Origin of the sequence: Synechococcus sp. GEYO, assembly GCF_900473955.1 — a bacterium.
GTDB lineage: Bacteria > Cyanobacteriota > Cyanobacteriia > PCC-6307 > Cyanobiaceae > Synechococcus_C.
In genome coordinates this window covers 268,897-293,111 of the sequence record NZ_UCNL01000007.1, presented here as the reverse complement: position 1 = coordinate 293,111, position 24,215 = coordinate 268,897, and the positions used below count along the sequence as shown (strand labels likewise).

Below are 24,215 nucleotides of genomic sequence, written 5' to 3'. Positions count from 1 at the left end.
CAGGCACTGCAGTCTGGTTCAGTTGCTGCCGTCCTTCAGACCGTCCAAGGGGGAATCTGAGAAGAACTGCACCAAGCCCGCGATGGATTCTGCCTTTTGGATCACGGCAAGCAGTGCTGGGATATTCACTTCCATCACGTCCGATGGATAGGCCTCAAGAAATTTGATCGCAGTCAATCCGCCTTCACCGATCTGCAGACCGTTGATCACGCCAGCCCGGATGGCTGGAACACTCACCGAGGGAGCGGGCACTCTCAGTGGATAGATGATCCGAGCCACTCTGGTCAGAATCACATCTCCGATCCTTGTGGACATCAGTCTGCTTGTCAGCACCAGTGGCAGATTCAGCTCCTGATTGAGCAGTTTCGCCACGTCCTCAGGATCTTGACGACTCAGTTTCAGCAGGTCGACCAGTAGTCCGCGCGCTTCGCCTGTTTCAGCCAGGTAAGCGAGGTCCGCAACACTGATCGAACGGATAAAGGCCCCACTGACCAGGGCTACGTCCTTGGCGGCGTGAACGGGTTGGAAACAACTCAGTAGGCTCAGAGCCATCGCCGAACCTGTTGCCAGAGCGTGCCTGCGAAGGCGTGATCGTGCAGACATGGGCAGATCGAGTTGTGCGAAATCTAGGGGGAGACTCCTGCTGCTGCTTTGACCAGTCGGACAACTCCTCGTTCGGCCAAACCCTGTGCGAGTTCAACTCCCATGCGACGGGCGTCAGGTTCACGCATCAATCGGGGTAAGCGGCTGAATAGCAGATCTGGACTGAATCCAGGCAGTTGTTGGAGCACTTGGATCAGCTGACGGACGGGTTCAAGGTCCATATAGAAGTCCTGATCTAACTCGGCTCCTGACGCCATGAGGCGGGAGGGTTGTAACGGACGGGGTAGACGCCGGCCAAGGCGTTGCAGGGTCATCCATCCCAGTGAATCGATGCGATCGGCTGCGGTTTCAACGAGCTGATGGCGCAGCATGCCCCCATGGGTTGACACCAGGAAATCCAGAACTTGGTCCAGCAGGGCTTCCAGGTTCAGCTGATCTTGACTTGCTGCACTGGCCACAAGATTTTCTAAGCGCGTCCAGCTGAAGATGTCGCCGTCGAACAACATCTCCTTCAGGCTTTTGCGAAGCTGTGGATCAGGATCTTCCATCAGCCTGCGGGCGAAGTAGGGATAGGCAGCTCCGAGAATCTTGAAGTCGGAATCCACGCTCAGGGCAATCCCCTCCAGGGTCACCAGTGAGCGGATGATTAGTGCGTAGTAGGGCGGAACTCTGAACGGGAACTTGTACATCACCCCAGAGAGATCATCGGTGACCGCTTTGAAGTCCATGCGGCTGACACCTGCTTCCAGTGCCTGACTGAACACGGTTTCAAACGCTGGAACAATGGGCTCCAGATTCACGTCCTCAGCGAGGAAACCAAGGTTGACGAAATCCTTGGACAATTTGCCGAAATTACGATTCACCAGGTGAACCACGGCTTGGATCAATCCGGTGCGTGATTCACGCGAAACTTCGCTCATCATTCCGAAATCCAGGTAGCAGAGCCGTCCATCAGCGAGGGCCAGCAAATTGCCTGGGTGTGGATCGGCGTGAAAAAAGCCGTGCTCAAGAAGCTGTTGCAGGCTGCAGTTCACGCCCACAGACACCATGTCGTCGGGATCGATGCCCATGTCTCTCACCGCCTCCAGGTTGGTGAGCTTGACGCCATCGATCCATTCCATCGTCAGCACTCTTCGACTGGTGGCTTCTCGATAGATCTTTGGAACGGCGATGCGGGGATTCTGTTGATGCAGCTCACTGAATTTTTCCGCATTCGAGGCTTCATTGAGATAATCCATCTCTTCGAACACCCGACTGCCCAGTTCGTCAATCAGGGCAACAAGATCGCTGCGGATCAGGCCGATGTTGCTGTTGAGCCAGGCGGCGATGTTGCGCACGATGTAGAGATCAAGCGTGATCTGTTCGCGTAGACCTGGCCTCTGCACTTTCACAGCAACGCGTTGACCGTCGTGCAATGTTCCGCGATGCACCTGGCCAAGAGAGGCAGCCGAGATCGGCTCGCGTTCCAGTTGTGCGTAGATGCTGTCGACGGGAGCCCCTAGGTCCTCTTCAATGCAAGCCATGGCTAGAGCGCTGTCGAACCCTGGAAGTTGGTCCTGAAGCTGGGCAAGTTCCTCCAGGAGCACCGGAGGCACGATGTCTGGACGTGTGGAGAGAGCCTGGCCCGCTTTGATGAAGGCCGGTCCGAGTTCCACCAGCAGTTCAGCGCATTCCCGTGCCCTGCTTCGAGCCCGCTTCTGATCCTTCAGCAGCTGGAAGATCCAGTCGAAACCGATGCCGATCAGCAGCATTCCAATCGGCACCAGTGTCTGCCACAGACGCCGCAGTAGCCGTTGGGGATGACCCGCGTAGATCCGGGTGATGGCTGCCGGGTCATACGTGAGCAGACCGGCGGCTTCGATGAAATCTCCGAGTTCTTGAGGGGCCACTGGCCTCAATGCCATGTGCACCCCTTCTAAACGAGCTGAGCCGCCGCTACGGTCGGCTCCAACACCGAGGTCTGCCGTGCTAACCGGCCTGCGACTCGAGAACATCGCCTTAATCGACAGCCTTGATCTGGCATTTGATCAAGGTTTTTCTGTGCTGACCGGCGAGACGGGAGCAGGGAAGTCGATCCTTCTGGATGCTTTGGATGCCGTGCTTGGAGGTCTGCAGTCAGGTGCAGGTGCGCGTCTGTTGCGGTCCGGTTGTGACCGAGGCGTGATCGAGGCCAGTTTTCGTCCTGGCGCAGCCGCCAGCCGCTGGTTGCGCGAGCAGGAGATCAGCGATGTAGAGGAAGACTTGGTGGTGAGCCGTGAATGGCGGCGTCAGGAGGATCGCCTTAGCAGCCGCTCAAGGCTGAACGGCGTGATGGTGAATCGTCAGCAACTACTGGTGCTGCGTCCTTTGCTGATTGATCTCACTGTTCAGGGTCAAACCCAGCAGCTGGCACGTCCTGGTCAGCAGAAACTCTGGCTTGACCATCTCGGCGGAGCTTCTCTTGATGCTGAGCTCAGCCAGGTTCGTCGTCACTGGAATGATTGGCTTCGCTGTCAGTCCGAGCTTGAGCGGGTTGAAAGTGATCGGTTGCTTCTGGATCAACAGCGTGAGGAGCTGGAGCTGTTGCTGGCTGAACTCGAGCGAGCTGAGCTTGATGACCCCGAGGAAATTGATCAGCTCGAACGGGAACAGGACCGCCTTGTTCATGGGGTGCGCTTGCAGGAGGGTCTGGGTCTGTTAATCGGGCGTCTTCAGGACGGTGCTGATCAGGCACCCTCAACGCTTGATCATTTGCTGGCCTGCAGCCATGAGCTGCAGCAGATGCAGGGTCTCGATCCGTCGCTGCAGTCTTTAAGTGAGCGATGTCTTGATCTTGAATCAGGTATTCAGGATCTGATCAGGGAGCTGGAGGGTTACGGAGCCTCTTTGGACAGTGATCCCCATCGTCTGTCTCTACTTCAGGATCGTCTGGCTGAGCTCAAGCGCCTGGAACGCCGGCATGGTCAGGATCTGATCGATCTGATCAAGCGCCGCGATGAGTTGCGTGATCGTCAGCAGTCTGGTGGTGTTGATGGACTGCTTGAGCAGTTGCGCAGCCAGGAGCAGGCGGCTTGTGTCATCCGTGATCGCAGCAATGCTTCGCTGCGTTCAAAGCGATTGATTGTTGCGGCGGAGCTGCAAGAGCGGTTGATGGACCATCTCAGGCCGATGGGATTGGCCAATGTGCGTTTCGAGGTCGCTGTTGAGCCGTCTGAACCTGGCGAGAGCGGTGCGGATGCGGTGTGCTTCTTGTTTTCAGCGAATCCAGGTCAGCCCATGGCACCGCTCTCTGAAGTGGCTTCCGGGGGGGAGATGTCGCGTTTTCTGCTGGCTCTCAAGACCTGCCTGGCCGAGGTGGATGGATCCAGCACCCTCCTCTTCGATGAAATCGATACTGGAGTGAGCGGCCGTGTTAGCGGTGCGATGGCCGATTTGCTGCGCTTGTTGTCGCGCCATCGTCAGGTGTTCTGTGTCACCCATCAGCCGCTGGTGGCTGCTGCGGCTGATCATCATTTCCGCGTCAGCAAAGACGTTTGCGATGGGGTGACCAATTCGCGAGTGTCCCAACTGCGGGACACTCAGGAGCGTCAGCGTGAGCTGGCTGAACTGGCAGGCGGTGAACGCCGCGAAGCTGAGGCTTATGCAGCCAGCCTTCTGGATCAGAAAGCAGCATGAGCATCATCTGATCTCAGTAGAATCCTCAGTTCCTGAGATCCAGCCGTATGGGGCGAACCGCTCCCACATCAAAGGCCTCGTCTCCGGCGGAGCCAGTGAAACTCGCGATTGGATCAGAAGAGAACGTGATCCGCGTTCGTGGTGCTCGCCAGCACAATCTCAAGAACGTTGATCTCACCATCCCTCGTAACAAGATGGTGGTGTTCACAGGGGTGAGCGGCAGCGGTAAAAGCTCCCTGGCTTTCGACACGATTTTCGCTGAGGGTCAGCGTCGCTACGTCGAGAGTCTTTCCGCCTATGCGCGTCAGTTTCTGGGTCAGGTCGACAAGCCGGATGTTGATGCCATTGAGGGCCTTTCACCGGCGATCTCGATCGATCAGAAATCCACCAGTCACAACCCACGTTCGACTGTTGGAACTGTCACGGAGATCCAGGATTATCTGCGTTTGTTGTTCGGTCGGGCCGGCGATCCGCATTGCCCCAAGTGTGATCGTCCGATCCGGCCGCAGACCATTGATGAAATGGTCGATCAGATCCTCACCTTGCCTGAATCCACGCGGTATCAGCTGCTGGCTCCAGTTGTGCGTGGCAAGAAGGGCACTCACGCCAAATTGATCAGCGGCCTGGCCGCCGAAGGTTTTGCCCGGGTGCGGATCGATGGAGAAGTGCGCGAGCTGGCCGACAACATTGAGCTCGATAAAAACCAAAGCCACAACATTGAAGTGGTGGTGGATCGGCTTGTTGCTCGTGAGGGAATCCAGGAACGGCTCACGGACTCCCTGCGCACCTCACTGAAACGCGGAGATGGTTTGGCCATCGTTGAAGTGGTTCCTAAAAAGGACGAGCAACTTCCTGAAGGAGTCGATCGGGAGCGTTTGTTCTCCGAGAATTTCGCCTGCCCCGAGCACGGGGCGATCATGGAAGAGCTTTCACCAAGGCTGTTCTCGTTCAACAGTCCTTACGGTGCTTGCGAGGCTTGTCACGGTATCGGCCACCTGCGCAAGTTCACACCTGAGCGCGTGGTTCCAGATCCCTCACTGCCTGTTTACGCCGCAGTGGCTCCCTGGGCCGAGAAAGACAACTCTTATTACTTCTCCCTGCTGTATTCCGTTGGGGAGGCCTTTGGGTTCGAGATCAAGACTCCTTGGAAGGACCTGTCTGAAGAGCAGCAGGATGTGCTGCTCAATGGCAGTCGCGAACCGATCCTGATTCAGGCCGATAGCCGTTATCGCAAGGGAACTGGTGCCTATCAGCGTCCTTTTGAGGGGATCCTGCCGATTCTTGAGCGGCAGTTGCGTGATGCCAGTGGTGAGGCCCAGCGTCAGAAGCTGGAGAAATATCTGGAACTGGTTCCCTGCTCCAGTTGTGCAGGCAAACGATTGCGTCCTGAGGCATTGGCCGTGCGCATGGGCTGCTTCCGAATTACGGATCTCACTGCTGTGAGCGTGGGCCAGACCCTTGACCGGATTGAGCAGTTGATGGGTGAGGGTGCTTTTGAGGGCAGTGAACCACTGCTCACGAACCGTCAGATGCAGATCGGAGATCTCGTGCTGCGCGAGATCCGCATGCGATTGCGTTTTCTGCTGGATGTTGGTCTCGACTATCTGAGCCTCGATCGGCCGGCGATGACGCTGTCCGGTGGTGAGGCGCAGCGAATCCGTCTGGCGACTCAGATCGGTGCCGGCCTCACCGGAGTGCTGTACGTGCTCGATGAACCGAGCATTGGTTTGCACCAGCGAGACAACGATCGCCTGCTCGCCACCCTCGAGCGTCTCCGTGATCTGGGGAACACGCTGGTGGTTGTGGAACACGATGAAGACACCATTCGCGCTGCCGATCACCTGGTGGATATCGGTCCAGGAGCCGGTGTGCACGGAGGCCACATCGTGGCGGAGGGATCTCTGGAAGATCTCCTGAACGCGGAGGACTCCGTGACAGGTGCCTATCTCAGTGGTGAGCGAAGCATTCCCACGCCTCCGGAACGGCGCTCGGCAGGGACTCGCAGCCTCAAGCTGCTCAACTGCAATCGCAACAATCTCAAAGACCTGAGTGTGGAGTTTCCGCTCGGACGCCTGGTCTCCATCACTGGAGTGAGCGGTAGCGGCAAGAGCACGTTGGTGAATGAGTTGCTTCACCCTGCGCTGGAGAATGGCCTCGGCCACAAGGTGCCTTTCCCCAACGGTCTCGGCGAGATGCGTGGCCTCAAGTCGATCGACAAGGTGATCGTGATTGATCAGTCACCGATCGGCAGGACTCCCCGTTCCAATCCCGCCACCTACACCGGTGCCTTTGATCCGATTCGTCAGGTGTTCGCAGCCACGGTTGAAGCGAAGGCCCGCGGTTATCAGGTGGGTCAGTTCAGTTTCAACGTCAAGGGCGGACGCTGCGAAGCCTGTCGTGGTCAGGGGGTCAATGTGATTGAGATGAATTTCCTGCCGGATGTGTACGTGCAGTGCGACGTGTGCAAGGGCGCCCGATTCAATCGTGAGACGCTTCAGGTCACCTACAAGGGGCACACCATCGCCGACGTTCTGGAGATGACCGTTGAGCAGGCGGCCGACGTGTTTTCTGCCATTCCGCAGGCGGCTGACCGACTACGGACCCTGGTGGATGTGGGTCTTGGGTACGTGAAGCTGGGTCAGCCGGCACCCACGCTCTCCGGCGGTGAGGCGCAACGGGTGAAGTTGGCCACTGAACTGTCCCGCAGGGCCACCGGCAAGACGCTGTACCTGATTGATGAGCCCACTACTGGCCTGAGTTTCTATGACGTGCACAAGCTGATGGATGTGATGCAGCGTCTTGTGGACAAAGGGAATTCGATTATCTGCATTGAACACAATCTCGATGTGATTCGTTGTTCCGACTGGTTGATCGATCTCGGTCCCGAGGGTGGTGATCGCGGTGGAGAGTTGGTGGCTTGTGGAACGCCGGAAGAGTTGGCCCAGCACCCAACCAGTCACACCGGTCGCTACCTCGCCAGAGTTCTGAAGCAACATCCCCCTCAGAGTGCTCCTCTGGCGGCATGACGTCCTTCCCGTATTTCCGCTTGCGTGGCTTGGCTGCAGCCTTGGCTTCGCTGCTGGTCGCCCAACCGGTGGAAGCGGTTGAGCGGCTCACCTTCACCTTGCCTTTGCTGGATGAAAGCATCAGCTTGGATTTGAGTCGGTCCACCAATGCTCGGGAGTTGATCGATTCCAATCCAGATCTTCAGGAGCTGGATTTGGCAGGCGATGGATCAGTGCAGAAGCTGATTGAATCGCTGCTGACGGCCCCTCTTCCTGAAGAAACCAGCGGCATTGTTCGCCAATCTCTTGGCCATCCCCTTTTTCAACAGCTGCTTTTGGCTGTTTCCGAATTGGTTGAGGTCAAGGGTCTTCCAACCGACACCAGCGGACGCATGGTGTCTGAGGCTTTGGCCGCGGCCTATCGGGATGAGCAGCCCCATTTACTGGGATTTCTGCGTCAAGTTCCGGGAGACGAGCTCTCGATCAATTTGCAGGCGCTCGCTTTCTACGCCAAAAGACTCAGAGCCAACCAGGACGATGCACGGGCCCTGGTGCAAAAGGGCACCGCAGCCAAGCCTGTGTCTTCAACGATCGTCTCTGCAGCGGCATCCGGTTGGACCCGCAGGCAACGCTCCGTTGCGGTGAACCATCGTCCGCAGCCTTTACAGGTCACGGAGATCTTCCCCACCGCAAGCTCCAATGGTCGATTGGTGGTGATCTCCCATGGGCTTTGGGATGAACCGTCCAGTTTTGAGGGTTGGGCCTACCTGCTTGCTGCCCATGGATACTCCGTGTTGCTTCCAGATCACCCGGGCAGTGATGCAAAGCAGCAGGAGTTGATGATCAAGGGCAAACAGCCTCCGCCGGCTTCGGAAGAACTGCGTTTGCGTCCTATGGATGTCACGGCCGTGATTGATGCGGTCGAAACCGGCAATCTGCTTTCCGGTTCCTCTGTGCAAACCGATTCCGTTGCGGTTGTGGGTCATTCCTGGGGTGCCACCGCGGCTCTGCAGCTGGGTGGTCTTCAGACCACAAGCCGAAAGCTGAGTGCCCGTTGTCAGGATCCACGTGATCCAGACCGCAACCTCAGCTGGGTTTTGCAGTGCAGCTGGCTCAAAGGTGCCGATCAAGGCTCGTTTTCTGATCTGAGGGTTCGGACAGCGGTTGTGGTCAGTCCTCCTCTGCGACTGCTGTTCGACGAAGCCAGTGGCCCGTCGATGCATGCCAAGGTGCTGCTTGTGAGCGGGACCCGCGATTGGGTTGTTCCATCGGATCCTGAAGCGGTCGTTCCGCTTCGCAATGGTCAGCCTTTGGCCAATGGTCACCGCATTGTGCTGGCTTCAGGTGGTGATCATTTCAATCTCTGGGCTCCTGTGGGTGCTGAAGAACCACCGATCCTGGGACCTTTGATCCTTGCTTGGATCAATGATCATCTGGGAATCACTGATTCGCTCAGCTTCCAGGGCGGTGGTTGGGGTCATCAACGTGTGCCACTGATGGATGTCACCAGCCAATTATGAAAATTCTTTACGCCATATCAGTGTTGTAAACAAGACTTTTTTGTCTGCATTTCTACATCCAAAAAATTCTCAAGTCACAGTGCTGGTCGGCCTTAAACCACCTTGAAGGCAAGCGATCTGGGCATGTTTTTGCATTGCCATCTTTCAGTTATCAGATTGTTTTTATCTTTTCGAAGTTCTAGATCACCTAACCCTTGATCGGACACCAGGACCTGTTCCTGAACGTGTTGGAGGTCTTGTGGGACTGAAGCTGCTACATCTTCATCTCCATGGCTTATTTCGCTCGCAGGATTTGGAGCTTGGCCGTGATGCGGACACTGGAGGTCAGACCCTCTACGTGTTGGAACTGGCCCGCAGCCTGGCCAATCGCGCCGAGGTGGCTCATGTCGAGGTCGTCACGCGGCTGATTCAGGATCGGCGAGTGTCTCTTGACTATTCCAAACCTCTCGAGCCGATTGCACCTGGTGCATCGATCCGACGATTCAGTTTTGGTCCTCGGCGTTATTTGCGTAAGGAACAGCTTTGGCCGTATCTCGATGAGCTGGCCGATCAGCTGGTTCGTCATCTCCGTGCCAGCGACAATCGTCCCGACTGGATTCACGCCCATTACGCCGATGCCGGCTATGTGGGGGCCCTGGTCAGTCGACGTCTTGGAATTCCCCTTGCCTATACAGGCCATTCCTTAGGACGTGAGAAGTTGCGCCGTCTGCTTGCGGCTGGTGGAGAGCATGAACAGATCGAGCAGAATTATTCGATCAGTCGGCGCATCGATGCTGAGGAACTGGCTCTTGCTCATTCCGATCTGGTGATCACCAGCACGCGACAGGAGCGTGATGAGCAATACGCCCGTTATGGCTGCTTCAAACCTGACCATGCGGAGGTCGTGCCACCGGGTGTCGATAGCAGACGTTTTCATCCTCAAGGCAACTCTGATGAGTTCACTGAGGTGTCAGAGCTCTTGAGTTCATTTCTGAGGGAGCCTGAGCGTCCACCTTTGCTGGCCATTTGCCGTGCAGACCGGCGCAAAAACATCCCTGCGCTCGTTGAAGCATTCGGTCGATCCGCGGTCCTTCGGCAGCGTCACAACCTGGTGCTCGTGCTTGGCAATCGTGATGACTCTCGCCAGATGGACCGTCAGCAGCGGGAGGTTTTTCAGCAGATCTTTGATCTGGTTGACCGTTATGACCTCTACGGGTCCGTTGCCTATCCCAAGCACCATCGCCGTGATCAAGTCCCGGCCATCTACCGCTGGGCCGCGGCTCAACGCGGTTTGTTCGTCAATCCAGCATTGACCGAGCCTTTCGGTCTCACGCTGCTTGAGGCTGCGGCATCAGGTGTGCCGATGGTCGCCACCGATGACGGGGGGCCTCGAGAGATTCTGAGTCGTTGTGACAACGGACTTGTCGTTGACGTGACCGACCGGGAATCGCTCCAGGATGGATTGGAGCGTGCCGGTGCTGATCGCGACCGCTGGCGGCGGTGGAGCGACAACGGCGTCGAGGCTGTCAGCCGTCACTACAGCTGGGATGCTCATGTCTGCGGTTACCTGGCGCTAATGCAGGAGCGTCTGAAGCGCTCGAGCACGGTGACTGTTTCCTCGCAACTGTTGGCGACGCCATCGGGGCTGAGTCCTTTCGGCTCCCGTCTGCTGCTGCTGGATCTCGATAGCAGTCTTGAACAGCCGGATCTCAAGGATCTGCAGAGTCTGCGTCAACAGCTGATGGCACCGACTGCCCAAGCTGCCCAGACCAGCTTCGGCATCACCACTGGACGGCCTCTCGGTGTGGCCCGGCAGCGTTTCGCGGAGCTTCATTTGCCTGACCCGCAGGTCTGGATCACTCAGGCGGGCACACAGATCCACTACGGCCAAGAGGAGCAGGCGGATCGCTTCTGGCAGGCTCAGATCAGCGTTGACTGGCAGCGCGAGTCCGTGGAGCAGACCCTCTCCGACCTTGGCGATCACATCAAACTGCAGAAACCTGAGCACCAGGGTCAGTTCAAGGTCAGTTATCTGCTGGAGCAACCGGGCCCTTCCGTGTTGCCGCTGATTCGCCAGCGTTTGCGCCAGAGCGGCCTGCCTGCAAGGCCTCAATTGCGCTGTCACTGGTTCCTTGATGTGCTTCCCATGCGGGCCTCGCTGAGCGAGGCGATTCGGTTCCTATCGCTGCGCTGGGGTTTGCCTCTGGAACACATTCTTGTGGTGGCCAGTCAGCAGGGCGATGCGGAGCTGGTCCAAGGTCTGCCGGCGGCTGTGGTGACTGCCGATCATGACCCCTGTCTCGATGGCTGTCGCCATCAGCAGCGGGTTTATTTCGCCAATCGGTCGCGCTTGATGGGTGTGCTGGAGGGTCTCCAGCACTACCGCTTCCTCAACGCACGGTCCCGACTGGATTAGGCCTCGATCTGAAGGGTCACAGCAGCAGCGCTGTGATCGGCCTTTGCCTGGGCATCAGCTCGGTGGTCGCCGCAAGCCAGAGCCACACCCATGCGCCGGCCGGGGCGGGCCTCTTCTTTTCCGAACAACAACACTTGGGTGTCGGGTTCACTCAGCGCTGACTCCAGACCGCTGAAGCTCACCCGGCTGCCATGGCGGTCCGCAAGGATCACTCTGCTAGCAGCCGCTGTTGCACAACGGATCATTGGGATCGGCAAACCAAGCACAGCTCTCAGATGCAGTTCGAACTCGCTGAGGTTTTGGCTGATCAGAGTGACAAGACCCGTGTCATGGGGACGGGGGGACAGCTCTGAAAAAATCACCTCATCACCGCAGAGAAAAAACTCCACTCCGAACAGACCGACCCCTCCCAGGTTGTCGGTCACGGTGCGGGCCATGGTCTGCGCCTTGTGCAACTGCTCTTCGCTCAGCTGGGCCGGCTGCCAGCTGCATTGATAGTCACCATTGGCCTGTTCATGTCCGATCGGTGGACAGAACAGGGTGGATCCGTCGCGTTGGCGGATTGTGAGCAGGGTGATTTCCTGATCAAAGTGCAGGAACTCTTCCACGATCACCTGGTTGGAGGTGCCACGTGCATTGGCCATGGCCGCTTCCCAGGCTTGATCAAGATCTTCGGTGCTTTTCACCACGCTCTGCCCCTTCCCGGACGAGCTCATCACCGGTTTCACAACCACCGGCCACCCCAAGGGTTCTGCAGCGTTGTGCAGGTCTTCGGCACTGGACGCATAGGCGAAGCGAGCGGTGCGCAGCTCAAGCTCTGCTGATGCCAGGTCGCGGATTCGATCACGGTTCATCGTCACGGCAGTGGCGCGGGCCGTGGGAATCACGGTGATGCCTTCGTCCTCCAGTTCGGCCAGTGCATTCACGGCCAGAGCTTCAATCTCTGGAATCACCACGCTGGGCCTGTGGCGTCGCACCACGTCCAGCAGTGCCTCAGGCTTGGTCATCGGCAGCACTTCCGCCAGATCTGCCACCTGCATGGCCGGTGCCCCGGCATAGCGATCGCAGGCGATCACCCTGCAGCCCAGGCGCTGGGCGGCAATGGCTACCTCTTTGCCCAGTTCACCACTGCCTAACAGCATCACGGTGGCGGGAAACGTCGTCATGGCCTTTTTCAGGGCAGCATGGATTGATCCTCGCTCCACGCCTGATGCTCTCATCATTGAGCTTCACTCCCGTCGCATTTACGACGGCTGGAGATGCTGCTGATGGGCTGATCTTCGGCTGGGAGATCGCCACGGTGCAGAAATGGGCCTTGATCTATTTGGGTGCGTCGCTGCTGGCGTTTGTCATCGTCTGGCTCGTTGGAGCTCTGCGCACGAGGGTCTGAGGTCCATCAGCCTCACGGTTCGAGGTCGTGCATCAGGGTCAGTTGGCGTTCCGCTGGTTCCTCGTTCACAAAGCCCCACGACTGGAAGATGTCAGCATCCGTGTGGGTGATGTGTTGAGCGCCATTGCGCTGTTCCAGCACGAATCCTTTGTCGGCCATGCGGCGCATCAGGCTGGCGGCCTCCTCGAAGCGAGAGGCCATTGCCTCAAGGCTGGCGCAGTCGGCGGTTAGACCTGCTTCTTTCCAGGTGAAGTAACTCATTTTCTCAACTGGAACATAGGACTCAGTTGTAGCAGGGGTTTCAGGCGGTAAAGGTTCAGCACAACACTGTGTGAATGTGGTGTGAATGAATTAGCCGCTTTCAACTGACAGACCCGGTTAGCCGCAGTGCTGGTGAAGAGGTTACGAGGAAACGCAAGACAGATCGCTAGAGACCGAGATTGAGGTTTTCAGCCTGAGTGGTGTTGTTGCTGATCCGTGGTTAGCGGTGGGAGTGAGACGAGATAGCCGAGGTAAACGGCGGTCTTGGCTCGGGTGATCTGCCTTTACGGCTGGCCGGATCACCCTGTGTCGCCGCATCTATATGGATGTGTTGGTCACCCCAGCCTGTGACTGGGCTTAGGTCTCTGTATTTGTAGACGAACTCAGCTGATCTCAGCCATAGCAATGTGTTTGCTTGTCATGTGTGTATGGATTCTGAGTGTCGTGTGTATGCCTGTGGCATAGCGCGGAGGGCTAGAAGCTCTTACGAGGCCATGCAGCCGCGCCTCTGCGTTGGACGACGGAGGGGTACCGGGGGTCTTTGCGTCCGTGTCTCTACGTAAAAGGGGTTCAGAAATTTCTGCCGGGATTTGAGCTTCAGATTCACTTCCTGGACTCCGTGCCTACTCCTGCACTAATACAGCTGTACTAGCTTGAGGGGTATGTCAGTTGATCATGCAAGCGCCGTTGCAGCGCTCAATCGGAGAGCAGCTCCCAATACCCAGGCACTAAGGACCACGACAAGCAAGACGTAGAGAGACCGGATAGACAGCGGATCCTCAGCAGTGTCCACCTCTGGTAAAGGATCCAATGGTCCTTGTCGAGGTGACCCATTCATCGGTCACATCCAGCAACGTCACTGATGCTCTTTGCTGCTCTTGCATCCGTTGTGATCGCCTCCTGCTACGACGGTGATACCTGCACCACCACAACAGGAGAACGAGTTCGACTCGCTTGCATCGACACTCCTGAACTTGTTGGCAAGAGAGCTGAGCCGGCGCCAGCCAAAGCTGCTCGAGACCACCTGAGAAATCTTGTAGTGGGCAAGAAGGTTGAAATCCGAAGGATCACCGAGGACCGCTACGGACGAACCGTGGCAGAGCTGTTCCTTGGAGAGACGAACGTGCAGCAAGAGATGGTCGTCAGTGGTCACGCAGAGATCTACTGGAGGTATGCCTATCAATGTCCTTGGACAGAAAAGCAGTGAGCACTTTTACCGAGCTGGAGCTTCAAGAACCGCCAGGGCTAGGCTATGAAAGCGATTTGGCGAGGTGAGAATGGTCTCTCCAATACCAAAATCTAACAAAAACGGGTATAGCCTGATTGAGCTTGTAGTTATTATCGCTGTCCTTACAATATTACTTCCAATAGGATTTAATCTATTCTCTGGCCTTGTTGATTATGTGAAGTTTGTAGCCGCACAAGTAGTCCTGACAGACAGCGTCAAAGCCTGCAAATCAAATAAACAGCCACAGACCAGTCGTATACCTGACGTTGTATTTAGCATTTTCGGGACAGACAAGCCAATTAGCTGTTCAGAAACGGCCTTTGCAGCTCAAGTTCTAAATAAGTGCTGCTTGGTGATCGACCCAAGCAACGGCAAAAAGAATTTTGGCGCAGGATGGCCTAATTCTTTGGCTACGTGCACTTCCTGTTCAGAGCTTGAGCTGGAGAAGTATTCGCAGCCAATAACCGACTGGAATGAATACGCAAAGAGCCTTGAAAATACAAGCAAGACTTTATTTACGAAAGCCAAAGCCGATTGCGAAGAGCCAGCAAATACAAGTGACAGAGCAGTTAGTGGGAAATCTGAATATGCCATAGATGACAACACAAATACAAGTTGGACATGCAAAGGCGAGGCAAGTATTGACATAGAGCTCCCAGCCAAGACCTTGATAAAGTCAATCAACCTGGATTATCAAGGTAGCGCCGAAGAAGCTGCTTTCATTCAACTATACGTTGACGGGAAGATTGTCGCTGAGGGGACTCAGACTGCTCATAGAAAAACATGGCTGATTCAGCCAATAACAGGAAAAACTATTACCTACAAAATGCTTCAAAAGCCTGCAGTGCAGAGTGGAACCCTCGAATCAGCAGTCCAAACATCTGTTGCCGAATGGACTGAACTAGGATATGCAAGCGTAAACGGAAAGCCAGTGGAGTGCACTAATAAGAGCTGCTATAACAGCCACTTCGATAAGACATACTAGGATTTATAATTCTTGCGTTGGCTATCTTCAAGCCTGGGCTGATTAAGTTCTTCAGCCAAGATGAATCCAAGAGCTACACCCTCCTTAAACCGTATCCGAGCACTACCTGATTCAAAGTAGGTCTCAACGACGTCGTCGAATTTAGTAATTGGTTCTGTCATTGTGCTGTTGCAATACCTCTGCGTTCATCGGTGTATTCGTCTTGCCACATAAAGGCAACCCAGCCCATCTGCCTGGCTTCTTCAAGCCTGTACCTTTCGCCTGTCCTCTTGTACGGCATAGGTCCATACACATAAGGGTTCTTGCTTAGACCGAAGTAATGCCACCACCCAGAGGATGAACGAACAATGCTGATAGGCGAACAAGCTCTGCAGGGACGATTCAATGCTGTCTGTGCCTTCTTCGAAGTTTGTCTGCTAGATGTTCGCGTCGTTGAGCCGCAGTCCTGACATTCAAAGACCGTGTAAGTACGACCATTAATGTTGATTTCTTTAGATGTTTTCATTGTTTAATTGGGTGTCTGAAATTACCTACCTCGCATGGAAGCAGGCATCAGACACAAATGTGAACCGAAGGAATCGAACCTTCGTGAAGTCACCAGACATTCACTGATACTTATCCACTAAGTATAATTAACCGTCTGGGATGAGACTGGCTTTTTTAATGGGGTTGATTATTAGGTAAATTGAGACACCCAACTCAATTTGCTAGTGGCTTAATCACTTCCACTAGCTAATGCAACCTACCGGTAATGCTCCAGTACGACGTTCACTTGAAGGTTGTTGAGATTGATTTATTTTGATGATGAGTGTGATGTATGTCTTCTATTTAGCTTGGTCAACGTCAGCATAAACAGGATGTCTGTTCACTCCTTCACTCACTCGCTGCGCTCGTTCGCTCAGTCGTTCACCGAGACATCAATAAAAGAATGATTGTGTCGTTTGGACACCTCGCTCGCTTCACTCGCTCGGTGTAGTGGCACTAGCTTTTTTGTCTATCTATAGAAATCAGATGTGTCTTACCTACTACGTAGTAGGGGGGTAAATCCAAAAAGCCAGTCATTGCAGGTATTTATGGCTGTCATCATCCCAAAGCATTGGGTCGTTCAAATATTCCCGCTGGTCTTGCGCCATCTCTTCCTCCCTTACTTGTTGTGCAGCCTCAGCATCTCTTCTTTGTTGCTCTAGATCAACTCTGCCTGATTCAGGGTGTATTCGTTTCCATTCACTACTTGCTTCTGCAAGTTCCTTGACCTGCTTTGCCTTTAGCTTCTTAAGTTCTAGCCTTGTTTGATCAGCAGCTTTCTTTCTTCCTTGTTTTATCAATTCCAATTGCTCAAAGGGCTTCATTTTTTTTGGATCTGATTTGTCTAATAAATCATCGGCAACGATTAAGCTTGCGGTGTCCCAATCAACTCTGTAATTACGAACAATACTTAGCTCCAAATAAAATTTGACATCCTCAACGGAATTATCATCCAGCAGGTCTTCAAACCACTGTTCTTGGGCTGACTCATAGTCAGATATTTCTTGGTCTATTTGTGCTCTCATCGACCAAGGCATTGAGCCGCTTTCCTTCTTCCTTTCATGCCGCTCCTCATCCTTGATTTCATTTAAGTAATCAAATAGCTTTTGAGCCTCTTGCAGGGCTTTCTTCAGATTCGCAACTTGCTCGTTGGGTGGTTTTCCTTGGTTGTCTCGACTCCATTGATGCGCACTGGCGTCTTTGCTGACGATCCTGCAGTTCTCAATACTTGTGATCTCGTTTCGTCTGATGCCTAGTTGTAGCCAGATGATTGATAAGCGTATGAACTCTGAATCTGTAATGCCTAGTTCCTTTGCTGCCTTTGCCGCTGCTAGCTGCTCCTTCTTTGGAAGCTTCCATCGCCTCTCTGAAGATCGCCCCTCATGGCCTTTTTCTCTTGATGCCGAGCATGCATATCTAAATGCCATTTCGTGCGGCTTCTTGGGGCTCCTAGATGCTTCATAGAGTGCTATACGGACAGCCTTGGCTTCGTCGCATTTCAATGTATTAGTTAGTCCAACGAGCATTTGCATTTCTTGCTGACTAAACAAAGCTCTCGGTGTGGAACTTGCACATTTGTCCGAGGCTGTACTTGCTGGGTGCTTTGATGCATCGCATCTCCATTTATTGATCGGGAAATAACCCTTTGTTTTGCCTGAGTTGTACTTGTTGTATCTAGGTGTAGACATATGCGCGGGTGTGTATTTGCTAGTTAGTCCTTAAAGATGCCTGCAAGGCTCTATAAGGCGTGTTGGTGAGTGTGAATAGGGGATTTCATCGCTTGAGGTATTTCAGGCGCCTAGTAGGTGATTCTGAGTGGACTCAGTAGTCATGATGATTTCATTCTTCATTGAAAAGATCGACAACGTTGCTGGAATCTTTCCTTTTGCCAAGTCTTGGCATTGTGATCTCCCTTCCTTTCTTGCGCAGGTTTAGACGTGCATAAGTCTTTTGTGTTTCCATCACGCTGTGACCTGCCATCTCGGCTACTTCAAAGACAGGTGTTCCTTTGAGAAGGTGGTCCTCAATGAACGTTGAGCGCATCGAATAGATCGTGTACGGATGCGGTGAGAAACGATGTCCACGCATCTTGTCTTTGACAGCGTTACGAATGTCAGCCCATCCCCTCGTGTAGCTGGAATAGGAGTAGCCCTTCAGGTCGTTGTGTGGGTTGCTGAAGACCACCGTTTCTGGGGTGACCTTCAGGCTGATTCCTCGCTCCTTCATGTATTGCTGCTGAAGCTTCTTCCAACGCTTCAGCTCTTTTGCGATGTTTGCTGGGATCTCGCGTGCCTGCTGGGTTTTGGAGCGAATTGTGTAGATGTACGCGACCTCCCAGGTCACTCGTTTCCCTTCCGACTCGCTGTACCTTCCCTCGTCAACGATCTCGATCTGCTTCCAGGTGAGCTTGTTGATCTCCTCGGGTGACATCCCCGTGTTTTTGGCAAAGAGAATCCAGTGCCAGAACAGGGTTCTCCAGTAGTGAATCCTGTGGTTCTGGAGCTTTTTGGCGCTGTCTCGCCAGTGGCCTCTCGCGTACTTCACGATCGTTTCCCAGTCCTCAGCGCAAATGGCCGGGTTGGCGAGCTTGTCGGTCTGCTTGACCTGCCCTCGCTTGAGGAAGTCCCTGTCCATCAGCAGCTCGGCAGCTAGTAGCCGGTGCTTGACCAGGTAGTTCTTGCAGAAGTCTTTGACGATGGTGATCTCACCGTTCCGAGTTAGCGGCGTCGCTTCAGCTCGGAAGATCTCGTAGTCCCTGAAGGTCGAAAGCTCGATCTGGTTTGTGTACAGGACGTTCTTGTACTGCTCCAGGTACGGCAATAGATGGAGCTTCAGTGCCAGTCGCTTCTGGGTAAGGGTCCTGTTGCTCAGCAGTCCGACATCCACTCTTCGCTGCTCCTCCCGCAAGAAAGCATCAATGGCGTTCTCAATGCGTTGCCTTTTGGGAGCCCTGCGGACCGTTTGATGAGCGATGTACTGCTTGGCTTCTCCAGGGTTGCCTGAGGGGCTTCTGAGCAGCTCTGAGACGCTCTCAGGTGGTTGCTCCTCCTGGAGTTTGAAAGCGATCTCTACAGCTGCTTGTACGGCTTCTTCAATGGTTGTTGCACCTGGGATTCGGCGAGTTTTGTATCGACGTTCCCCTGGGATCTTTTCTTTGTAGAAGTACGAGCCGGCTGAAGTACCAGAGCCATATCTGATCACTTGGCCGCGGCCATTCAGCACCTCTTGTTTTTCAACAATGGTTGGCATCGCTCGGCGCTTGCTTGTGTGAATGCTGTGTGTATGGCAGGGTCTGAATCCTGCAAACACAAGCTATAGCCTCAACCCACTTCACGCCAGGTGAAGTAACTCATTGTCGGCCGGCTCAGGTGGGGCGGAGAACGATCCCCAGCATGACCAGCCCAGCTGTCGCGAGCCAGAACATCGGCACCACCACCTGCTCAGATGTTCCACCCAGTTCGAAATGGTGATGGAGAGGGGCCATTCGCAACACCCGGCGTCCCACACCATCCGGCCCCTTGGTCGCCTTGAACACCCACACCTGGATGATCACCGACAACGATTCAGCCAGGAAAACACCACCCATCACCAGCAGCGGCCAGAGGCTGTTGGTCAGCAACGCCACGGCACTGAGTGAAGCACCCATCGCCAGGGAGCCCGTATCCCCCATAAACACGCGTGCCGGGTTGCGGTTGTGAATCAGAAAGCCGAGCCAGCAACCGGCCATCGCCATGCAGAACGCTGCCATCGCAGGGTCACCCTCGTTGCCGCCCAGCATCAACTGCAATCCCAGACCTGTGAAGACGAGTGCCCCGCAGCCTGAGGCGAGGCCGTCCAGTCCATCGGTGAGGTTGGTGGCGTTGCTTTCCGCAAGGAACACAAACAAACCCAGTGGCCAGATCAGCCAGCCAAAAGCAATCACCATGCCGAGGGGCAGGTTCACCGTGTCAGGGATCCATCCCTGCCAGGCTGACCAGCCCAGAAACACCATGGCTGCTGCACTTTGCAGCAGAATTTTCCCTCTGGGTTTCAGGCCTGTGTTGGTGCGTTTGGTGAGGCTGCTCCAGTCATCGATGCCGCCAATCACCATGTAGGCCAGCGTGACCAGGCCAACAGCCAATAACTGGGCGGCGCTGCGGCCTTCCCAGCTGATCAGGCATCCTGCAATCACCCCGACGGGGACCACTAGTAGGCCACCCATCGTTGGTGTGCCGGATTTACTTTGATGCGCTTCAGGACCCTCGGTTCGGATCACCTGGCCCATCTTCAATGCCCGCAGTCGCGGTGTTCCCCACCAGGTGACAACGGCAGAGATCAGCGTGGCCGTGAGCAGTGGCAGGCTCAGCAGGCTGTTGGGAATCCAGCGGTCTGATGCAAAGGCCGCCATCACGACGGCCATGATCAACACAGCAGCGGGAACACGTCCGTCGAGACGAGTGGATCGATCTGCAGAAGCGCTCAAGTCCCGTGGACGAATCGCAGGGACCTTAAATCAGTCTTCCCAGTTTTCTTCGTTCTCTTCCTCGGCCTTGTAGTCCTCTTTCTCGCCCATCAGCGCGGAGAGCTCCTCCTCTTCCACCGTGCTCACCTCGGGTGAACTGGACTCCTCGTCCTCCACCAGGCGACCGCTGGTTTCCAGCCAGCTCAACAAATCCGGTTCCTCTCGCAGCGGAAGCACCGGTGCAGGCTCTTTGCGTCCGTAACGGGTCAGGGCCGGGTTGACGTTGTCGAGGCCGCTCAAGTCCGTGAGAGCTGAGGACAAGATCTTCAGAGCCAATACTTCATCATAGAAGACTGCGCATTTCCTGTTTTTGAAGAAAGCGGCGATTCTCGCTTCCGTCTGGGGAATCTCTCTGCTAATCAGTACGATTCTGCGTGTCTGGGGACAGCAGCATCCGCAGCCTCTGCAGCCCAGTGCCGTTCCTGTGCTGGCTCTGCTGTTCGTGCCTTCAGGGCTGATGGCCGGATGGCTGCTCTGGTCGTCCCGCGGGAGTGGAGAATCGGAGTAGTTCCGATACAGATCAGGAGTCCGCTTGATGGGACGCGCCAAGAAGGTTGTGCTCGCGTATTCCGGAGGTGTGGACACCAGTGTCTGCATTCCCTACCTCAAGCAGGAGTGGGGAGTCGACGAGGTGATCACCTTCGCTGCAGACCTCGGTCAGGGTGATGAGCTGGACCCGATTCGCCTGAAGGCTCTGGACGCTGGTGCAAGTCAGTCTCTGGTTGGTGATCTGATTCAACCTTTCATAGAGGAGTTCGCTTTTCCAGCGATCCGGGCCAATGCTTTGTATGAAGGCCGCTATCCACTCTCCACAGCACTGGCTCGTCCGCTGATCGCCAGACGCCTCGTGGAGGTAGCTCGTGAGGTTGGCGCCGATGCCGTGGCTCATGGCTGCACCGGCAAGGGCAACGATCAGGTGCGCTTTGACGTGGCGATTGCTGCCTTGGCTCCTGATCTGAAGGTGCTCACACCTGCCCGTGAATGGGGAATGAGCCGCGAGGAGACCATTGCCTACGGCGAGCGTTGTGGGATTCCCGCTCCAGTGAGCAAGAAGTCTCCCTATTCAATCGACCTCAACCTGCTGGGCCGCAGCGTTGAGGCGGGTCCTCTTGAGGATCCGATGGTTGCGCCTCCGGAGGAGGTGTTTGCGATGAGCGTGTCCGTGGATGCGGCGCCGTCTCAGGCTCAGGAGATTGAAATCGGCTTCGAGGCAGGGAACCCTGTGAGCATTGATGGCGTGCGGCTGGCTCCGGTTGAGCTGATTCGTGAAGCCAACCGTCTGGCTGGAATGCACGGCATCGGCAGGCTCGACATGATCGAAAACCGGGTGGTCGGCATCAAGAGCCGAGAGATTTATGAAACTCCCGGTTTGCTCCTGCTGATTCAGGCCCATCAGGAACTGGAGAGCCTCACACTGGCTGCCGATGTGCTTCGCACCAAGCGACAACTGGAGATGCAGTGGGCGGATCTGGTGTATCAGGGCCTCTGGTTCGGACCGCTCAAGGAAGCTCTGGATGGATTCATGGATCGCACTCAGACCCACGTGAATGGCATGGTCCGCCTTCGACTGCATAAGGGCAATGCCATCGTCACGGGGCGCAGGTCCAGCGACAGCAGCCTCTACGTTCCTGAGATGGCCTCCTATGGCAGCGACGATCAATTTGATCACCGTGCTGCAGAGGGTTTCATCTACATCTGGGGGTTGCCCATTCGGCTCTGGTCGGCAGCCCGACGTCGTTAGTTATTTGTGAGTTGCGGACTGAATCAGGCGGCGTTCCGATCGGATCGCCGTTGAAGGTTCTGTCGTGTGTTGCGCCAACGTTCCAGGAAGGGAACGGGAATGTCGCTCAGCGGCTTGGAACGCTCCTCAATCAGGGGCAAAGCAGGTTCACCATGCATCCGCTGCGCTCTCGCCAGCAGCCGGTAACGCTCCATCAGTGGTTCGAGGCGTTGCTGAAACTTGCGCTCAAACATCTCTGGAAGCTCACTCAGCAGGGATTCATAACCCTCGATCATCTGTTCGAGCTCAGAGATGCGCGCTCGCAGAGCATCGGTTTCGAGTTCGTGCTCTCGGTCGGCCTGCACCACGTCCAGTGATGGGTTCCAGAGAGGCAATGGTGCCTGATGGTCGGCTTCCTGGGGCTGCATGACCGAACGGTATCGCCCGGTCAGCAGTTGATCAATGCCCTTGCTTCAAGCAGAAGCTTCGGCTGTTTCAGGCTGTGCTGCGGGTTCAGTGCCTGGAGCCACGCGGGGAGCCGGGAGAGGTCCGTCTTGCTTGACCGTGAGATAGCGGATGACGTCTTCGCTGAGGCGCATGGCTTTCTCAAGAACAGCAACCTGCTGTCCATCACCGTTGTGGCTCAGCTGAACGTAGATGCCTTCCTTATGTTTCGCGATCGGATAGGCGAGGCGACGCTTGCCGCGCATCTGGTTGTCCAGAACATCAGCACCGGTTTCCACCAGGATGTCGCGGTACTTGGTGAGATGAGACTCGACTTCCTCTTCCGGAATGTCCGGACGAAGGATGTACATGGTCTCGTAGTAAGGCGTCTGGGTCATGGAGACAGATCCGACAGGGACTGAAGGCTCACTGCGTGAGCGACGGATCCAACAGCCTATCTCCTTGGGGTTGACACTCTCAGTAGAGCTGCATGCGGACTGCCTGGCTCAACCCGGGAAGATCGGGCTCTCTGCCGCGGATGCATTCGATCAAAGCGAAGAGCACCACGGCCAGCACCGCCACCACCACCGTGCTCGAAAGCGTGCGCAGCATCAGACCACTGCTGAGCGGTTGCAGCAGGATGGCAAAGGCGTAGCCGAGCAGCACCACGATGATGTCCACCAGCAGGGCCTGGAGCGTGTTGAAGCGAAGGAAGTAAGGCACGTTTGGATTGCGCACGACAGCCAGGAACAGCAGGAAGAACACCAGCAGATTTCCGAAAGGGATGCCCCGCTCGAGCAGCACCAGAGGCAATGCAGGCAGCGTGAGCCACTGCATCCAGGGGAACTGACCCATCAGATGGCTTCCGAAGGGAATCGCATCGCTCCAGGGCAGCACATACACCAGCAGACCCAGGAACCGTTGCCAGACGGGAATGGCCATCGCAGCCTCGATAGTGGCCCGAGCGTAGAGCGTGTGATTCGATTCGGTTCGGGGATCGTTCGGGTTAAGCCTGATGCACATTCAGGCTTCGAAGAGCGCCTTCCCGCATCTGATCAACCGGCACATCTGCGCGACCTGACCATCGACGCAGGGCGGCAGCTCCCTGCTGAACCAGCATTTCCAGGCCATCGATGGTGTGGCATCCGCGCTGTTGACCCAGTGCAAGCCAAGGCGTTGGTCGTGGCGTGTAGATCAGGTCGTAGAGGGTCACGGATGCATCAACACCTGCCCAGAGATCACTGCCGAGCGGCATGGCGTTGTCACCTCCATGGCCCTGCATTCCCACAGGAGTGGTGTTCACCACAAGTTTCGATCGCTGCAAGACCCTGCTGAGCGGTTCCGGATCGAAGCTCATGGCGATCAGCGGCGCGCTGTCGCTGCCCTGGCCTGCACGCAGGTCGTTCAGAAAGTCAGCCAGCGCATCAGGGCGTCTGCCGGCGACATGGATTGCGGTGAGGGGAAGTTGCTGCAGCCCTGCTACCACGGCCCGGGCGCTGCCACCGCAGCCCAGCACGACTGCTTCGGCACCCTGCCACTGCTCTGCTTGCAGCTTCAGTGGCGCCAGAAAACCCTCCATATCAGTGTTGTGGCCATGCCAGCCTCCTTCTTTGAGGGGTGTGAGCGTGTTCACGGCACCCAGTCGTTTGGCGAGAGGGCTCAGCTCTCGGCAGAGACCCACCACCTGCTGCTTGTGCGGAATCGTCACGCTCAGGCCGCGGCACCCCACGGCTTGCAATCCATCGAGCACCGCCTTCAGATCTTCAGCGTCACAGGGAAATGCCATATAGCGCCAATCAAGCGCCATGGCTTCTAGGGCGGCGTTGTGCATCACCGGTGACAGGGAGTGGCTTACGGGTTGTCCCAGCAAGCCGATCACTGCAGTGGTTCCGCTGATCATTCGGGGAAGCGCGATCCTCTCCACCAGCCTGCTGCTTCATCGGTCTGTTCGGGAACCACACCTCGCCTGGAGGCATTGCCTCTG

General features: G+C 55.9%; 21 protein-coding genes. 9 read left to right on the top strand and 12 right to left on the bottom strand.

The window, feature by feature from the left end; translation table 11 throughout:
- Positions 1-18 precede the first annotated feature (18 nt).
- Positions 19-603, bottom strand: a complete 585-nt coding sequence (locus DXY37_RS06485; protein ID WP_115125878.1) for an alpha/beta hydrolase — start codon at positions 601-603, stop codon at positions 19-21.
- A gap of 23 nt (positions 604-626) precedes the next feature.
- Positions 627-2,507: an AarF/ABC1/UbiB kinase family protein gene (locus DXY37_RS06480; protein ID WP_115125877.1), complete on the bottom strand. Its 1,881-nt coding sequence runs from the start codon at positions 2,505-2,507 to the stop codon at positions 627-629.
- A gap of 61 nt (positions 2,508-2,568) precedes the next feature.
- On the opposite strand from DXY37_RS06480, the gene recN reads away from it, so the two are divergent.
- The 4 genes from recN to DXY37_RS06460 all read left to right on the top strand — a co-directional run bounded on the left by recN (position 2,569) and on the right by DXY37_RS06460 (position 11,177).
- Positions 2,569-4,257 carry a DNA repair protein RecN gene (gene recN, locus DXY37_RS06475; protein ID WP_115125876.1) on the top strand — a complete coding sequence of 563 codons (1,689 nt, stop codon included), beginning with the start codon at positions 2,569-2,571 and terminating at the stop codon, positions 4,255-4,257.
- Positions 4,258-4,304: 47 nt separating this feature from the next.
- Positions 4,305-7,283 (top strand): excinuclease ABC subunit UvrA, encoded by a 2,979-nt coding sequence (gene uvrA / locus DXY37_RS06470; RefSeq protein ID WP_115125875.1) that lies wholly within the window; start codon positions 4,305-4,307, stop codon positions 7,281-7,283.
- Positions 7,280-8,782: an alpha/beta fold hydrolase gene (locus DXY37_RS06465; protein ID WP_115125874.1), complete on the top strand. Its 1,503-nt coding sequence runs from the start codon at positions 7,280-7,282 to the stop codon at positions 8,780-8,782. The genes uvrA and DXY37_RS06465 overlap by 4 nt, the downstream gene beginning before the upstream one ends.
- Before the next feature lie 238 nt (positions 8,783-9,020).
- Positions 9,021-11,177, top strand: a complete 2,157-nt coding sequence (locus tag DXY37_RS06460; protein ID WP_115125873.1) for an HAD family hydrolase — start codon at positions 9,021-9,023, stop codon at positions 11,175-11,177.
- On the opposite strand, the gene purT is transcribed toward DXY37_RS06460, so the two are convergent.
- Entirely contained in the window at positions 11,174-12,343 is a 1,170-nt protein-coding gene (gene purT, locus DXY37_RS06455) for a formate-dependent phosphoribosylglycinamide formyltransferase (RefSeq protein ID WP_115126015.1), read from the bottom strand. The two genes, DXY37_RS06460 and purT, sit on opposite strands and share 4 nt — an antisense overlap.
- A gap of 44 nt (positions 12,344-12,387) precedes the next feature.
- On the opposite strand from purT, the gene DXY37_RS06450 reads away from it, so the two are divergent.
- On the top strand, positions 12,388-12,567 hold the full coding sequence (locus tag DXY37_RS06450; protein WP_114990623.1) for a cytochrome B6: 180 nt from the start codon (positions 12,388-12,390) through the stop codon (positions 12,565-12,567).
- A 12-nt stretch (positions 12,568-12,579) separates the two neighbouring features.
- Here DXY37_RS06450 and DXY37_RS06445 read toward each other — a convergent pair whose 3' ends face one another.
- Complete coding sequence (locus DXY37_RS06445) at positions 12,580-12,828, bottom strand: hypothetical protein (RefSeq protein WP_115125872.1); 249 nt, start codon at positions 12,826-12,828, stop codon at positions 12,580-12,582.
- Positions 12,829-13,690: 862 nt separating this feature from the next.
- Here DXY37_RS06445 and DXY37_RS06440 point away from each other — a divergent pair.
- Together DXY37_RS06440 and DXY37_RS06435 are read left to right on the top strand one after the other, a co-directional pair.
- Positions 13,691-14,035 (top strand): thermonuclease family protein, encoded by a 345-nt coding sequence (locus tag DXY37_RS06440; RefSeq protein ID WP_115125871.1) that lies wholly within the window; start codon positions 13,691-13,693, stop codon positions 14,033-14,035.
- A gap of 70 nt (positions 14,036-14,105) precedes the next feature.
- Positions 14,106-15,041, top strand: coding sequence for a Tfp pilus assembly protein FimT/FimU (locus DXY37_RS06435; RefSeq protein ID WP_115125870.1), 936 nt, complete (start codon positions 14,106-14,108; stop codon positions 15,039-15,041).
- A 1,058-nt stretch (positions 15,042-16,099) separates the two neighbouring features.
- Here the strand turns inward: DXY37_RS06435 and DXY37_RS06430 are convergent.
- The 4 genes from DXY37_RS06430 to DXY37_RS06415 form a co-directional block, all read right to left on the bottom strand.
- Entirely contained in the window at positions 16,100-17,098 is a 999-nt protein-coding gene (locus tag DXY37_RS06430; protein ID WP_115125869.1) for a hypothetical protein, read from the bottom strand.
- A gap of 307 nt (positions 17,099-17,405) precedes the next feature.
- A complete protein-coding gene (locus DXY37_RS06425) occupies positions 17,406-18,815 on the bottom strand; it encodes a tyrosine-type recombinase/integrase (RefSeq protein ID WP_115125868.1) in 1,410 nt (469 codons plus the stop codon).
- A gap of 115 nt (positions 18,816-18,930) precedes the next feature.
- Complete coding sequence (gene mraY, locus DXY37_RS06420; protein ID WP_244276943.1) at positions 18,931-19,965, bottom strand: phospho-N-acetylmuramoyl-pentapeptide-transferase; 1,035 nt, start codon at positions 19,963-19,965, stop codon at positions 18,931-18,933.
- Positions 19,966-20,058: 93 nt separating this feature from the next.
- Positions 20,059-20,328 carry a DUF3134 domain-containing protein gene (locus DXY37_RS06415; RefSeq protein ID WP_082825010.1) on the bottom strand — a complete coding sequence of 90 codons (270 nt, stop codon included), beginning with the start codon at positions 20,326-20,328 and terminating at the stop codon, positions 20,059-20,061.
- 49 nt (positions 20,329-20,377) lie between these two features.
- Here DXY37_RS06415 and DXY37_RS06410 point away from each other — a divergent pair, with 49 nt between their 5' ends.
- Complete coding sequence (locus tag DXY37_RS06410) at positions 20,378-20,575, top strand: hypothetical protein (protein ID WP_244276921.1); 198 nt, start codon at positions 20,378-20,380, stop codon at positions 20,573-20,575.
- 27 nt (positions 20,576-20,602) lie between these two features.
- Positions 20,603-21,808: an argininosuccinate synthase gene (locus DXY37_RS06405; RefSeq protein ID WP_115125866.1), complete on the top strand. Its 1,206-nt coding sequence runs from the start codon at positions 20,603-20,605 to the stop codon at positions 21,806-21,808.
- Positions 21,809-21,831: 23 nt separating this feature from the next.
- On the opposite strand, the gene DXY37_RS06400 is transcribed toward DXY37_RS06405, so the two are convergent.
- The 4 genes from DXY37_RS06400 to DXY37_RS06385 form a co-directional block, all read right to left on the bottom strand.
- Positions 21,832-22,215, bottom strand: coding sequence for a hypothetical protein (locus DXY37_RS06400; RefSeq protein ID WP_115125865.1), 384 nt, complete (start codon positions 22,213-22,215; stop codon positions 21,832-21,834).
- 45 nt (positions 22,216-22,260) lie between these two features.
- Positions 22,261-22,629 carry a 30S ribosomal protein S6 gene (rpsF, locus tag DXY37_RS06395; RefSeq protein WP_066908700.1) on the bottom strand — a complete coding sequence of 123 codons (369 nt, stop codon included), beginning with the start codon at positions 22,627-22,629 and terminating at the stop codon, positions 22,261-22,263.
- A gap of 79 nt (positions 22,630-22,708) precedes the next feature.
- Positions 22,709-23,173 carry a Tic20 family protein gene (locus DXY37_RS06390; RefSeq protein ID WP_067093818.1) on the bottom strand — a complete coding sequence of 155 codons (465 nt, stop codon included), beginning with the start codon at positions 23,171-23,173 and terminating at the stop codon, positions 22,709-22,711.
- A gap of 64 nt (positions 23,174-23,237) precedes the next feature.
- On the bottom strand, positions 23,238-24,131 hold the full coding sequence (locus tag DXY37_RS06385) for a shikimate dehydrogenase (RefSeq protein WP_115125864.1): 894 nt from the start codon (positions 24,129-24,131) through the stop codon (positions 23,238-23,240).
- Positions 24,132-24,215: the final 84 nt, after the last annotated feature.

Excerpts from the sequence above, each read along its gene's own strand:
- DXY37_RS06440 (WP_115125871.1), top strand. The coding sequence starts at position 13,691 with ATGCTCTTTGCTGCTCTTGCATCCGTTGTGATCGCCTCCTGCTACGAC.
- DXY37_RS06480 (WP_115125877.1), bottom strand. The coding sequence starts at position 2,507 with ATGGCATTGAGGCCAGTGGCCCCTCAAGAACTCGGAGATTTCATCGAA.
- DXY37_RS06405 (WP_115125866.1), top strand. The coding sequence starts at position 20,603 with ATGGGACGCGCCAAGAAGGTTGTGCTCGCGTATTCCGGAGGTGTGGAC.
- DXY37_RS06400 (WP_115125865.1), bottom strand. The coding sequence starts at position 22,215 with ATGCAGCCCCAGGAAGCCGACCATCAGGCACCATTGCCTCTCTGGAAC.
- DXY37_RS06450 (WP_114990623.1), top strand. The coding sequence starts at position 12,388 with ATGCTCTCATCATTGAGCTTCACTCCCGTCGCATTTACGACGGCTGGA.
- DXY37_RS06435 (WP_115125870.1), top strand. The coding sequence starts at position 14,106 with ATGGTCTCTCCAATACCAAAATCTAACAAAAACGGGTATAGCCTGATT.
- DXY37_RS06485 (WP_115125878.1), bottom strand. The coding sequence starts at position 603 with ATGTCTGCACGATCACGCCTTCGCAGGCACGCTCTGGCAACAGGTTCG.
- DXY37_RS06390 (WP_067093818.1), bottom strand. The coding sequence starts at position 23,173 with ATGGCCATTCCCGTCTGGCAACGGTTCCTGGGTCTGCTGGTGTATGTG.
- DXY37_RS06385 (WP_115125864.1), bottom strand. The coding sequence starts at position 24,131 with ATGATCAGCGGAACCACTGCAGTGATCGGCTTGCTGGGACAACCCGTA.
- rpsF (WP_066908700.1), bottom strand. The coding sequence starts at position 22,629 with ATGACCCAGACGCCTTACTACGAGACCATGTACATCCTTCGTCCGGAC.
- DXY37_RS06445 (WP_115125872.1), bottom strand. The coding sequence starts at position 12,828 with ATGAGTTACTTCACCTGGAAAGAAGCAGGTCTAACCGCCGACTGCGCC.
- purT (WP_115126015.1), bottom strand. The coding sequence starts at position 12,343 with ATGACGACGTTTCCCGCCACCGTGATGCTGTTAGGCAGTGGTGAACTG.
- DXY37_RS06425 (WP_115125868.1), bottom strand. The coding sequence starts at position 18,815 with ATGCCAACCATTGTTGAAAAACAAGAGGTGCTGAATGGCCGCGGCCAA.
- mraY (WP_244276943.1), bottom strand. The coding sequence starts at position 19,965 with ATGGCCGTCGTGATGGCGGCCTTTGCATCAGACCGCTGGATTCCCAAC.
- DXY37_RS06430 (WP_115125869.1), bottom strand. The coding sequence starts at position 17,098 with ATGCAAATGCTCGTTGGACTAACTAATACATTGAAATGCGACGAAGCC.
- DXY37_RS06465 (WP_115125874.1), top strand. The coding sequence starts at position 7,280 with ATGACGTCCTTCCCGTATTTCCGCTTGCGTGGCTTGGCTGCAGCCTTG.
- uvrA (WP_115125875.1), top strand. The coding sequence starts at position 4,305 with ATGGGGCGAACCGCTCCCACATCAAAGGCCTCGTCTCCGGCGGAGCCA.